This is a genomic window from Pseudomonas sp. NFPP07 (assembly GCF_900115645.1).
Lineage (GTDB): Bacteria > Pseudomonadota > Gammaproteobacteria > Pseudomonadales > Pseudomonadaceae > Aquipseudomonas > Aquipseudomonas chlororaphis.
This window is the reverse complement of the sequence record NZ_FOXG01000001.1, coordinates 652,515-664,571: the sequence shown is the minus strand read 5'-3', so window position 1 is coordinate 664,571 and position 12,057 is coordinate 652,515. Positions and strand designations below refer to the sequence as shown.

The 12,057-nt window shown below is 59.1% G+C and carries 14 protein-coding genes; 8 read left to right on the top strand and 6 right to left on the bottom strand.

The window, feature by feature from the left end; genetic code table 11:
- Positions 1–245: 245 nt before the first annotated feature.
- The 4 genes from BM019_RS03150 to grxD all read left to right on the top strand — a co-directional run bounded on the left by BM019_RS03150 (position 246) and on the right by grxD (position 3,818).
- Positions 246–740: an acyltransferase gene (locus tag BM019_RS03150; RefSeq protein WP_009045369.1), complete on the top strand. Its 495-nt coding sequence runs from the start codon at positions 246–248 to the stop codon at positions 738–740.
- A 114-nt stretch (positions 741–854) separates the two neighbouring features.
- Positions 855–1,148, top strand: coding sequence for a hypothetical protein (locus BM019_RS03145; RefSeq protein WP_092417581.1), 294 nt, complete (start codon positions 855–857; stop codon positions 1,146–1,148).
- A gap of 126 nt (positions 1,149–1,274) precedes the next feature.
- Entirely contained in the window at positions 1,275–3,383 is a 2,109-nt protein-coding gene (locus BM019_RS03140) for a molybdopterin oxidoreductase family protein (protein WP_092417580.1), read from the top strand.
- 96 nt (positions 3,384–3,479) lie between these two features.
- Positions 3,480–3,818 carry a Grx4 family monothiol glutaredoxin gene (grxD, locus tag BM019_RS03135; protein ID WP_007922425.1) on the top strand — a complete coding sequence of 113 codons (339 nt, stop codon included), beginning with the start codon at positions 3,480–3,482 and terminating at the stop codon, positions 3,816–3,818.
- Positions 3,819–3,942: 124 nt separating this feature from the next.
- Here grxD and bfr read toward each other — a convergent pair whose 3' ends face one another.
- Both bfr and BM019_RS03125 read right to left on the bottom strand, forming a co-directional pair.
- Positions 3,943–4,416: a bacterioferritin gene (gene bfr / locus BM019_RS03130; protein WP_007922427.1), complete on the bottom strand. Its 474-nt coding sequence runs from the start codon at positions 4,414–4,416 to the stop codon at positions 3,943–3,945.
- Between the two features lie 201 nt (positions 4,417–4,617).
- On the bottom strand, positions 4,618–4,836 hold the full coding sequence (locus BM019_RS03125; RefSeq protein WP_007922430.1) for a bacterioferritin-associated ferredoxin: 219 nt from the start codon (positions 4,834–4,836) through the stop codon (positions 4,618–4,620).
- Between the two features lie 326 nt (positions 4,837–5,162).
- Between BM019_RS03125 and BM019_RS03120 the strand changes: the two genes are divergently transcribed.
- Positions 5,163–5,765 (top strand): peroxiredoxin, encoded by a 603-nt coding sequence (locus tag BM019_RS03120; RefSeq protein WP_007922432.1) that lies wholly within the window; start codon positions 5,163–5,165, stop codon positions 5,763–5,765.
- A 70-nt stretch (positions 5,766–5,835) separates the two neighbouring features.
- Here BM019_RS03120 and rnt read toward each other — a convergent pair whose 3' ends face one another.
- Both rnt and pyrC read right to left on the bottom strand, forming a co-directional pair.
- Entirely contained in the window at positions 5,836–6,510 is a 675-nt protein-coding gene (rnt, locus tag BM019_RS03115; RefSeq protein WP_007922434.1) for a ribonuclease T, read from the bottom strand.
- Positions 6,507–7,553 carry a dihydroorotase gene (gene pyrC / locus BM019_RS03110; RefSeq protein WP_092417579.1) on the bottom strand — a complete coding sequence of 349 codons (1,047 nt, stop codon included), beginning with the start codon at positions 7,551–7,553 and terminating at the stop codon, positions 6,507–6,509. The genes rnt and pyrC overlap by 4 nt, the downstream gene beginning before the upstream one ends.
- Positions 7,554–7,709: 156 nt before the next feature.
- On the opposite strand from pyrC, the gene BM019_RS03105 reads away from it, so the two are divergent.
- From BM019_RS03105 to BM019_RS03095, 3 genes are all read left to right on the top strand, one after another.
- The gene (locus BM019_RS03105) at positions 7,710–8,618 is read left to right on the top strand and encodes a flagellar protein MotY (protein ID WP_009045365.1); all 909 of its coding nucleotides are present in this window, start codon (positions 7,710–7,712) and stop codon (positions 8,616–8,618) included.
- Between the two features lie 126 nt (positions 8,619–8,744).
- Positions 8,745–9,962 carry an argininosuccinate synthase gene (locus BM019_RS03100; protein ID WP_009045364.1) on the top strand — a complete coding sequence of 406 codons (1,218 nt, stop codon included), beginning with the start codon at positions 8,745–8,747 and terminating at the stop codon, positions 9,960–9,962.
- A 349-nt stretch (positions 9,963–10,311) separates the two neighbouring features.
- Complete coding sequence (locus BM019_RS03095) at positions 10,312–10,938, top strand: response regulator transcription factor (protein ID WP_007922442.1); 627 nt, start codon at positions 10,312–10,314, stop codon at positions 10,936–10,938.
- Positions 10,939–11,130: 192 nt separating this feature from the next.
- On the opposite strand, the gene BM019_RS03090 is transcribed toward BM019_RS03095, so the two are convergent.
- Together BM019_RS03090 and nth are read right to left on the bottom strand one after the other, a co-directional pair.
- Positions 11,131–11,310: a PA3496 family putative envelope integrity protein gene (locus BM019_RS03090; RefSeq protein WP_007922443.1), complete on the bottom strand. Its 180-nt coding sequence runs from the start codon at positions 11,308–11,310 to the stop codon at positions 11,131–11,133.
- Positions 11,311–11,417: 107 nt separating this feature from the next.
- Positions 11,418–12,056 (bottom strand): endonuclease III, encoded by a 639-nt coding sequence (gene nth, locus BM019_RS03085; RefSeq protein WP_092417578.1) that lies wholly within the window; start codon positions 12,054–12,056, stop codon positions 11,418–11,420.
- Position 12,057 lies beyond the last annotated feature (1 nt).

Genomic DNA, 12,057 nt, shown 5'->3' with positions numbered 1-12,057 from the left:
AGATGGGCCCAGTCGGATGTGGAGTCAATCCACTTTGCATAGGTCCGCAGCAGCATTTGTACACTGCGCCTTGGCCGCTTTGCAACGCGCCTCGTGGCGCATGCCGCTATCAGGCATATGGCTGGCGCGAGGCCTCCTTTTCCCTGGCCGATCATTCGAGCGGCATAGGGAGCAGCGGTTTGTTGCTGGAAGGTGTTCGGCCTATAAGGCAGACTTGCGAGCCAATATCTCTGTGAGTGCAAGCCTTGGAAGCAGGTAAAGACTATTTCGTGCACGCCAATGCCCTGTGTGAGTCCGAGACAATCGGCGCGGGGACGCGTGTCTGGGCGTTTTCTCATATCCTGCCCAAAGCCCTGATCGGTCGCGAATGCAATGTCTGTGACCACGTGTTCATCGAGAACGAGGTGACGATCGGTGATCGGGTCACTATCAAGTGCGGTGTGCAAATCTGGGACGGTATCACCCTTGAGGATGATGTCTTCGTCGGGCCTAATGCGACGTTCACCAACGACTGTTTCCCGCGCAGCAAGGTCTATCCGGAGAAGTTTCCGAGTACCACGGTCAAGCGTGGTGCATCGCTGGGGGCCAATTGCACCATTCTTCCTGGTATCACTATTGGCGAAAATGCCATGGTCGGCGCGGGGGCGGTCGTGACCAGGGATGTGGCGGCCAACACGGTCGTGGTAGGTAACCCGGCCCGTGTTATCGGGCAAGTCTGCGATATCGGTCGCTTCGACTGAAGTCTGAGTCCAGCAGCTTTGCCGACTGCATCCAGGACGGATGTCAGCCGGAAATATTTCCAAGGCAAAGGGCTGGGGTTATAAATGCGCACCGGCAACAGGGAAGTGCTTGGAATGGACTCGAAAGAACAGCAATTGAAGACACTGTTGGGGTTGACGACGCGAACCCTGACCGACCTGACGGCATCGATCACCTCGATGTCCTTCGAGTTGCTACGCAGCGAGGACGGCACCACGCGCAACGCCGCGCGACAGATGATCGAGCGCATGCTGACCATCAGCAGCCATCTCGATGAGCATTGGCGGCTGCTTGCCGAATTCAGCGGGGTGCAGGGCGGCGAGGCGCCGATGGACGACATGACGCCGATCGCCCGGCAGGACGATCCACCGAGGCTGCCCTCCAACTGAGTCATCGGCTGGCTTGATGCTTGCCGATTCACAAGACGAACGTCTCTGGTGCTGATGCCGGTCTGGCACCATAGTTTTGTTCCCGCGGCCTGACGCTGGCCGCCCCGAATAAAATAGAGACTGGCCATGACCAAGACTCTCCATCACCGTGCCTGCCACCTGTGTGAAGCCATCTGCGGCTTGACCATCGAAACCACTGAAGTCGACGGCGCCGGCCCGCAGATCACCTCGATCAAGGGCGATGCCCAGGACAGTTTCAGCCGCGGCCATATCTGCCCCAAGGCGGTGGCGCTGCAGGACATCCAGAACGACCCGGATCGGCTGCGCCAGCCCATGCGCAGGGTCGGCGGCGATTGGCAGGCGATCGAGTGGGACGAGGCCTTCAAACTGGTGGCCGAGCGCCTGGCGGCGATCCAGGAGCGGCACGGCAACCATGCGGTGGCGGTCTATCAGGGCAATCCCAGCGTGCACAACTATGGGTTGATGACCCACAGCAACTATTTCCTCGGCCTGCTGAAAACCCAGAACCGCTTTTCCGCCACCTCGGTGGACCAGTTGCCGCAGCACCTGAGCAGCTACCTGATGTATGGCCATGGGTTGCTGCTGCCGATCCCTGATATCGATAACACCGATTTCATGCTGATCCTGGGCGGCAACCCGCTGGCGTCCAACGGCAGCATCATGACCGTGCCGGACGTGGAGAAGCGCCTTAAGGCGATCCAGGCGCGAGGCGGCAAAGTAGTAGTGGTCGACCCGCGGCGCAGCGAGACGGCGGTGATGGCCGACCAGCATGTGTTTGTCCGTCCCGGCGGTGATGTGGCGCTGCTGTTCGGCATGCTGCATACGATTTTCGCGCAGGGGCTGACGCGTGACAGCCATCTGCCGGTGGACGGCCTGGCCGAGGTGCGTGAGGCCATTTCCGGTTTCAGTGCCGAAGCCATGAGTCCTTTGTGTTCGGTGCCGGCGCAGCAGATCCGCCAGTTAGCGCGCGACTTCGCCGCGGCGGACAGGGCGGTGTGTTATGGCCGGATGGGCGTGTCCACCCAGTCGTTCGGAACCCTCTGCCATTGGCTGGTGCAACTGCTCAACCTGGTGACCGGCAACCTGGACCGGGTCGGCGGCGCCCTGTGCACCGAGCCGGCGGTGGATCTGGTGGCGGCGACTTCGGGCGGGCACTTCAATACCTGGCAAAGCCGGGTTTCCGGACGCCCTGAATATGGTGGCGAACTACCGGTCTCGGCCCTGGCCGAAGAAATGCTGACCGCAGGCGAAGGTCAGGTACGGGCGCTGATCACGGTGGCCGGCAATCCGGTGCTGTCCACACCCAACGGACGGCAGCTGGAGCAGGCGCTGGATGGCCTGGAGTTCATGCTCAGTATCGACCTGTACATCAACGAAACCACTCGTTATGCGGACCTGATCCTGCCATCGACCTCGGCCCTGGAGAACGATCACTACGACACCACGTTCAATATGTTCGCGGTGCGCAATGTCAGCCGTTTCAACCGGGCGATCCTGCCCAAGCCGGAAGGCGCGCTGCATGACTGGGAAATCTTCGTCGGCCTGGCCAGGGCCTTCGCCGCGCGGACCGGGAAGGAGCTCAAGCCGACCGTGCCGCCGGCGCAGATGATCGACAGGGGGCTGCGCGCAGGGCGGTATGGCGAGGCGTCCGGATTCAATCTGTCGGTGGCGACGCTGGCCGATCACCCTCACGGGATCGATCTGGGGCCGCTCAAGCCCAACCTGGCAGCGCGCCTGAAAACCGAGAACCGCCGGGTACAGGCCGCTCCCGCGGCGATCATGGCGGACCTCGAGCGCTTTGCCGCGTTGCAGGCTCCGGCCGCGGATGAGTTGGTGATGATCGGCCGGCGCCATGTGCGCAGCAATAATTCGTGGATGCACAACTACCATCGGTTGGTGAAGGGCAAGCCACGGCATCAGTTGCTGATGAATCCCGATGATCTGGCCCGGCGAGGACTGACTGACGGACAGCGCGTGCGGGTCAGTTCGCGGGTCGGGGCGATCGAGGTGGAAGTCCTCGCCAGCAGCGAGATGATGCCCGGGGTGGTCAGCCTGCCCCATGGCTGGGGGCATGGTCGGCCGGGGGTGCAGATGAGCATCGCCATGGCCCAACCCGGGTCGAGTGCCAATGACCTGACCGACGAGCGTCAGCTGGACGAGCTATCGGGCAATGCGGCGCTCAATGGCGTGCCGGTGAAGGTGGAGGCGGCCTGAGGAGTCTGTCGGAGAGGCCGAGCATGGCGCTCGGCTTTCCGTTACAATGCGCCACCGTGTCGACAACAGAGTCGGAAAGTTCAGCCGAGGTGCTCCATGGATATCATCGAAACTATTAAAGAGCAGATTGCCAACAACACCATTCTGCTTTACATGAAAGGCTCGCCGAATGCCCCGCAGTGTGGCTTCTCCGCGAAAGCCGCTCAGGCCGTGATGGGGTGTGGTGAGAAGTTCGCTTACGTGGACATCCTGCAGAACCCGGAAATCCGCGCCAACCTGCCTAAATACGCCAACTGGCCTACTTTCCCGCAACTGTGGGTAGCCGGCGAGCTGGTCGGTGGCAGCGACATCATGGCTGAGATGTTCGCCAATGGTGAGTTGCAGACCCTGATCAAGGCTGCCGCTGAAAAAGCCGCTGCCAAGACCGAAGCCTGATTCGCCCTCGGCAGGAGCGACAAGTTCGCTCTTGCCGGGTTGTGTGGATTTATCCACGCAATTAAAAAGCCCCGCCCTCGTGAAGAGAGGCGGGGCTTTTTTATGGGCTGAACCTTGAGGGGAATTACTCGTCGCCCATCTGCGATTGCAGGTAGTTCTCCAGGCCGACTTTATCGATCAGGCCCAGTTGGGTTTCCAGCCAGTCGATATGTTCTTCTTCCGATTCCAGGATGTCTTCCAGCAGCTCGCGGCTACCGAAGTCGCCGACCGATTCGCAATGGGCGATGGCGGCTTTCAGGTCGGCGTGGCCGGTACGCTCGATGCGCAGGTCGCACTCGAGCATTTCCTTGGTGTGTTCGCCGATGTGCAGCTTGCCCAGGTCCTGGACGTTCGGCAGGCCTTCGAGGAAGAGGATGCGCTTGATCAGCTTGTCCGCATGCTTCATCTCGTCGATGGACTCGTGGTATTCGTGCTTGCCCAGCTTGTTCAGGCCCCAGTCTTCATACATGCGTGCGTGCAGGAAGTACTGATTGATCGCGACCAGTTCATTGGCAAGGATCTTGTTGAGATGCTGGATGACTGTGACGTCGCCTTTCATGATGGGGTCCTGCCCTGTAATTAGCGGTATATAAGGCAGAGTCTGAGCCGCACGATGATTAGTGTCAAACCTAAGTTATTGAATAATATATGAAAATTAATCGGAATAAGAATGTTTGTGTTCCGCGTTTTGACGCTAAGCGATTGAATTACAGGCATAAAAAAGCCGGACATGAAGTCCGGCTCTTTTAAATGGTGTTAATTACGCAACATTAAATTCTACTGGGTAAGGAATCGCTGGCTGGCTGCTTTGCAGTTCGGTCAGGGTTTCACGTACCACCTGCTTGGCGAGGCAGGCACATTTGCCACATTGACTGGCCACGCCGGTCGCTTGGCGTACTTCACGATAGCTGCAGCAACCGTCGTAGATTGCATCGCGGATTTGTCCGTCGGTGACGCCAGTGCAAAGGCAGACATACATAAGGTGAGAACCGTCGTTGGTTATGGCTCAATGCGACGGATCTTAATGTTAACGAGAATGATTGTCAAAGTGGTTTCCTGGGGCTTTTTGCCAGATGCGTATCTGGCAGACGAACGGTTTTTTCTAGCACGGGTGACGAGCTGTCCAGCAGGGCGGCTTTTTTGCGGCCTGAGCCCGGGAGATGGAAAAACCACTAAGGACAGCTCAAAAACGCGGTGTATGATGTGCGGTCCTTACGAAGCGGGATCGAGTCACAGGGCTGTCGCTTGGCGGCGGCACACTGGGCTGGATCTCATTCTTCATTCGATCACACCAGGAGATATCCAATGAGCGTACTCGTAGGCAAACAAGCCCCTGACTTCACCGTTCCCGCCGTTCTCGGCAATGGCGAAATCGTCGATAGCTTCACCCTGTCCTCGGCCATCAAAGGCAAATACGGCCTGGTGTTCTTCTACCCGTTGGACTTCACCTTCGTCTGCCCGTCCGAGCTGATCGCCCTGGACCACCGCATGGCTGACTTCAAGGCACGCAACGTTGAAGTGATCGCGGTTTCGATCGACTCGCACTTCACCCACAACGCCTGGCGCAACACCCCGATCAATGCCGGTGGCATCGGTCAGGTCCAGTACATCATGGCTGCCGACATGAAGCACGACATCGCCAAGGCCTACGACGTTGAGTCCGAAGGCGGCGTGGCTTTCCGTGGCGCGTTCCTGATCGACGACAAAGGTGTCGTTCGTTCGCAGATCGTCAACGACCTGCCGCTGGGCCGTAACATGGAAGAGCTGATCCGTCTGGTCGACGCTCTGCAGTTCCACGAAGAGCACGGCGAAGTCTGCCCGGCCAACTGGAAGAAAGGCGACAAGGGTATGACCGCTTCGCCAGAAGGCGTTGCTGCTTACCTGAGCGAGAACGCCGGCAAGCTGTAAGCCGCGCTTCACGCATAAAAAAACCGGCCCCAGGGCCGGTTTTTTTATGCGCGGTCGTTCAGCGACGGTATCAGTCGTTGAAGTCTTGCCAGCCACCCATTTCCTTCCAGCGATTGACGATGCCGCAGAACAGGTCGGCAGTCTTCTCGGTGTCGTAGCGGGCGGAATGCGCCTCACGGCCATCGAAATCGATATCGGCAGCCTGGCACGCCTTGGCCAGCACGGTTTGGCCATAAGCCAGGCCGGCAAGCGTCGCGGTGTCGAAGCTGGAGAACGGATGAAACGGGTTGCGCTTCATGTCCAGGCGCGCGACAGCCGCGTTGAGGAAGCCCAGGTCGAAGCTGCTGTTGTGCCCGACCAGGATCGCGCGCTTGCAGCCGTTGGCCTTCAGCGCTTTGCGCACGCTGCGGAAGATATCGTTCAGCGCGGTTTCTTCGCTGACGGCCATGCGCAGCGGATGGTCGAGCTTGATCCCGGTGAACTCCAGCGCCGCGGCTTCGATGTTGGCGCCTTCGAAAGGCTCTACCCGGAAAAACAGGGTGTGCTCGGGGAACACGAAGCCCTTTTCGTCCATGCCGATGATGGTCGCGGCAATTTCCAGCAAGGCGTCGGTGGCCGAGTTGAAACCACCGGTTTCAACGTCGACGACTACCGGCAGGTAACCACGAAAGCGTGCCGCCATTGGATGACGCGAGCCACCACCGTTGTGACCGTCCTGCTCGTCGTCGAAATGGTCTTCACTCACGCGTGTTCCTCCAGCAGGCGCCAGCGCATTTTTTCACCGGCGCGCAGCGGGATGACGGTCAGCTCGCCGAAAGGCAGGCTGGCAGGGGCGGTCCATTCTTCACGAACCAGGGTGATGCGATCGGTGTTGGCCGGCAGGCCGTAGAAGCGTGGGCCGTTGAGGCTGGCGAAGGCTTCCAGCTTGTCCAGCGCGTTGCGCTGTTCGAAGGCTTCGGCGTACAACTCGATCGCGGCATAGGCGGTGTAGCAGCCGGCACAGCCACAGGCCGCTTCTTTGGCATGCTGGGCGTGGGGCGCGGAATCGGTGCCGAGGAAGAACTTCTGGCTGCCGCTGGCGGCGGCGTCGAGCAGCGCTTCCTGGTGCACGTTGCGCTTGAGAATCGGCAGGCAATAGAAGTGCGGGCGAATGCCGCCAACCAGCATGTGGTTGCGGTTGTACAGCAGGTGATGGGCGGTGATGGTCGCGCCAACGTTGGCCGAGGCCTCATTGACGAACTGCACGGCGTCACGGGTGGTGATGTGTTCGAACACCACCTTGAGCGTCGGGAAGCGCTCGACGACACGGCGCATGTGCTCGTCGATGAACAGCTTCTCGCGGTCGAACACGTCGACTTCACCGCGGGTGACTTCACCGTGGATCAGCAGCGGCAGGCCGACTTCGGCCATGGCCTCCAGCGCCGGGAAGATCTTGTCGATGCTGGTGACGCCCGAGTCCGAGTTGGTGGTCGCACCGGCCGGGTAGAGCTTGGCGGCATGGACGAAACCACTGGCCTTGGCCGCGCGAATTTCTTCGGGCTGGGTGCGATCGGTAAGGTAGAGCACCATCAGCGGCTCGAAGCGGCTGCCGGCCGGCCGCGCAGCGAGAATGCGCTGGCGATAGGCATCGGCTTCAGCGGCGTTGCGCACTGGAGGTACCAGGTTAGGCATGATGATGGCGCGGCCAAAGGTGCGCGCGACATCCGCGACAGTATTGGTCAACACGGCACCATCGCGAAGATGAATATGCCAGTCGTCGGGACGCAGCAGGGTCAGGCGGTCGGACATTGGGGATTCCAGGCGGGTCAAACTCCAGTGAATGCTACCGGAAAAGACTCTTCCAGGCACTCGCTATCAAGTTTTGCGTGAAGCTTCCGATATCCCGAAGGTATGCCATAAACAGGCATTTCGATTTTCGTGATGTACAAGTCAGTGGAGCCTCCCGTGCGCCAGCGTTATCTAGCCTTGCTCAGTGTGTTCGCCAGCCTTCCCGCGATGGCGCTGACTTTCCAGACCCGTCTGGAGAGCATTGAGTGGACGGTCGAAGGCGATAAATTCGAGTGCCGTCTGAGCCAGCCGATCACCGATTTCGGTTCCGGGGAGTTCGTGCGTCGCGCCGGCGAGCAGGCGACCTTTCGCCTCAAGGCCTACAACCCGATGCTCGCTGGCGGTTCGGCCACGCTGCTCGCGGCGGCCGCGCCGTGGCAGCCGGGGCGGGGCGACATCAACCTGGGGTCGGTACGGCTCGGCAGCGGCGATGTGCTGTTCAACAGTTCGCAACTGCAGGCCGGGCGACTGATCGGTGGATTGATGGATGGGCGCAGCCCGGTGGTTCGCCACTACTCCCGCGAGGGTGGGGTGTCCGAGGTGCGCTTGTTGCCGGTCAAGTTCAGCAAGGCGTATGGCGACTACCAACGCTGTGTCGCCAAGTTGCTGCCGCAGAACTTCGATCAGGTCAGGCAATCCGAGGTCGGCTTCCCCGGCGGCGGCATCGACCTGGACGCCAAAGCCAAGGCCAGGCTGCAGGTGATGCTCGAGTTTCTCAAGGCCGATCCGACGGTCAATCACATCCAGCTCGATGGCCACTCGGACAACAGCGGCAACCGCTTGACCAACCGTGACCTGTCGCGGCGCCGGGCGCTGGCGGTGATGGAGTTCTTCAAGGCCAATGGCATTCCCGAGTCGCAGATCGAGATGCGTTTCCACGGTGAGCGCTACCCGTTGGCGCCCAACACCAACGCGGCGAACCGGGCGAAGAATCGTCGGGTCAACGTACAGCTGCAGCGTGTCCCGGTCGCAGAAAAACCGGCGCCCCAGGCCGCTGCCCCCGCCAACGCCGCGGCGACGTCCTGAAACGGCTGTCGTCGCCCGCTCGACATAATCTGTCGCTTCGTCGTCATAAGCTGTCGCGCCTCTGTAAATTATCCGCGTTGATCGGTAGACTTGACGGCTTTCCGTAGAACCCCGTGGAGTGATGGCATGGCGGACGTAAACAAGGTCGTTCTGGCGTATTCCGGCGGCCTGGACACTTCGGTGATCCTCAAGTGGCTGCAGGATACTTATAACTGTGAAGTGGTGACGTTCACCGCTGACCTGGGTCAGGGCGAAGAGGTCGAACCTGCACGTGCCAAGGCGCAAGCCATGGGCGTGAAAGAGATCTACATCGACGATCTGCGCGAAGAGTTCGTGCGCGATTTCGTTTTCCCGATGTTCCGCGCCAACACCGTTTACGAAGGTGAGTACCTGCTGGGTACCTCCATCGCTCGTCCGTTGATCGCCAAGCGCCTGATCGAGATCGCCAACGAAACCGGTGCCGACGCCATTTCCCACGGCGCTACCGGCAAGGGCAACGACCAGGTTCGTTTCGAACTGGGCGCCTACGCCTTGAAACCAGGGGTGAAAGTGATCGCTCCCTGGCGTGAGTGGGACCTGCTGTCCCGCGAGAAGCTGATGGACTATGCCGAGAAGCACGCGATCCCGATCGAGCGTCACGGCAAGAAGAAATCCCCGTACTCGATGGATGCCAACCTGCTGCACATCTCCTATGAAGGCGGCGTGCTGGAAGACACCTGGACCGAGCACGAAGAAGACATGTGGCGCTGGACCGTCTCCCCGGAGAAGGCTCCCAACACCCCGACCTACATCGAGCTGACCTATCGCAACGGCGACATCGTGGCGATCGACGGCGTCGAGATGACCCCGGCCACTGTGCTGGCGACCCTGAACCGCATCGGCGGTGAAAACGGCATCGGTCGTCTGGACATCGTGGAAAACCGCTATGTCGGCATGAAGTCCCGCGGCTGCTACGAAACCCCTGGTGGCACCATCATGCTGCGCGCTCACCGGGCGATCGAATCGATCACCCTGGATCGTGAAGTCGCTCACCTGAAAGACGAGCTGATGCCCAAGTACGCCAGCCTGATCTACACCGGCTACTGGTGGAGCCCTGAGCGTCTGATGCTGCAACAGATGATCGACGCCTCCCAGGCCCACGTGAACGGCGTGGTTCGCCTGAAGCTGTACAAGGGCAATGTGATCGTCACCGGTCGCAAGTCCGATGAGTCGCTGTTCGATGCCAACATTGCGACCTTCGAAGAAGACGGCGGCGCCTACAACCAGGCGGATGCGGCTGGTTTCATCAAGCTCAATGCCCTGCGCATGCGTATTGCGGCCAACAAGGGTCGGACTCTGTTCTGATGCCTTGAGTCGTTTTAAAAGAGCCCCGCCATGAGCGGGGCTTTTTTATGCCTGATGTTTTAATCGATCAAACGGGTGTCTGGAGACCATAACTAAAAGTTTCCACTGACCATTGTTTCAATGGGATCTCGACTATCTTTCAGTCCGCTCTTTTCAATACGAAATGTAGGAAAGTCAGGAGTAGTTATATATAGGGGGCGACGTTCAATTTTTCCTTGTAGGGCAAATCCGTATTGTTTGTAAGGAACTTCTCGGGGCGATGCTGGCCAAGGGCATGGCCATGCCACGGGCCAAATGACTGGGTTATGGTGTTTGCTTGAAAAACCAATAGCGGACTCTGGACTTACCCATGAAGAAAGTTTTGATCGTAGATGATCATCCCGTCACTCGTCTGGCTGTGCGCATGCTGATGGAACGGCACGGCTTTGAAGTAGTTGCCGAGGCGGACAATGGCATGGATGCCCTGAAACTGTCTTATGAACATGTTCCAGACATCCTTATTCTTGATATTGGTATTCCCAAACTCGATGGCCTGGAAGTTATCGCCAGACTTTCGTCAAAAGCCATGTCGACCAAAGTGCTGGTATTGAGCCTGCAAGTACCTGGGCCTTTCTCCATGCGCTGCATGCAGGCTGGTGCGGCGGGTTATGTGTGCAAGCAGCAGGACATCACTGAATTGATCAGCGCCGTCAGGGCCGTCCTGGCCGGCTACAGTTATTTTCCCAACGAAGCCTTGCATACCCTGCGCTCGAGCCTGGGCATCGCCAGCGAGGAGGGGATGTTGTCCAGCCTGTCGGGTCGAGAGTTGATGGTCCTGAAGCAACTCGCCGGTGGGCAGACCAACAAGGAGATTGCCGAGGGCCTGTGCTTGAGCAGTAAAACGGTGAGCACCTACAAAAGGCGGCTGTTGGGGAAACTCAACGCCCGCTCGCTGGTGGACCTGATCGAGTTTGCCAAGCGCCATCAGCTGGTATGAAGGTTGAGGCGCTACAACAAGGCACGGAAGGAAAAAAACAGCGGCTGTTGCGAGCTTTCATCGCGTTGCGGGCCTGCCGGTCTGTCGGCGATGTTGGATCCCTCAGCCGCGCATGGCCTGGTTTGAAAAGAAGCGACTTGGAATGTTGGCTGGTGTAACAAAAAAGCCTCCGTCAAAGGAGGCTTTTTGTTACTAAAGATCAAAGTCGTAATCGGCCAGTTGCTTTTGCAAGCGCCGCTCTTCCAGAAGGTTGTCGATGGTCCGACGTTTGCTCAAGTTGGTCTTGGCCACCTCTACCACAGGCTCCGCATCTTCTGTTTCAACAGGGGTGAAGTCGTCTTCTACGTCCAGTTGTTCTTTGCCAGTACTCATAAGGTTAACTCCAGGCTAAGACTGCCATTGGCGCTCCTTATATCGATATTCTCGGGACTGGTAAAAAAGATTTTTTCAATCGACCTATCATCAAAATCAATGATTGCTCAATCGTCAGAGGTCTTGTGCTTGTATTCGCACAGGTCCTCGATCCGGCAGCTTCCGCAGCGCGGCTTGCGGGCCAGGCACACATAGCGGCCATGGAGGATCAGCCAGTGATGGGAGTCGAGGAGATACTCCTTGGGCACGAATTTCATCAGTTTCTTTTCGACCTCCACGACATTCTTTCCAGGGGCCAGCCCTGTGCGGTTGCTGACCCGGAAGATGTGCGTATCGACGGCCATGGTCAGTTGGTGGAAAGCCGTGTTGAGTACCACGTTGGCGGTCTTCCTGCCGACGCCTGGCAGGGCTTCGAGCTCTTCCCGGGTCTGCGGGACTTCGCTGTTGTGCCGTTCCACCAGCAGGCGGCAGGTCTCGATCACGTTTTTGGCCTTGCTGTTGTACAAGCCGATGGTCTTGATGTACTCGGACAGGCCTTCGACGCCCAGGGCATGGATGGCGGCCGGCGTATTGGCCACGGGGAAGAGCTTGGCCGTCGCCTTGTTGACCCCGACATCGGTGGACTGGGCCGAAAGGATCACGGCAATCAGCAGCTCGAAGGGCGACGAATAAGCCAGTTCGGTTTTCGGTTCCGGATTGTCTTCGTGCAGCCTGCGGAAAATTTCCAGGCGTTTTGCGGCATTCATG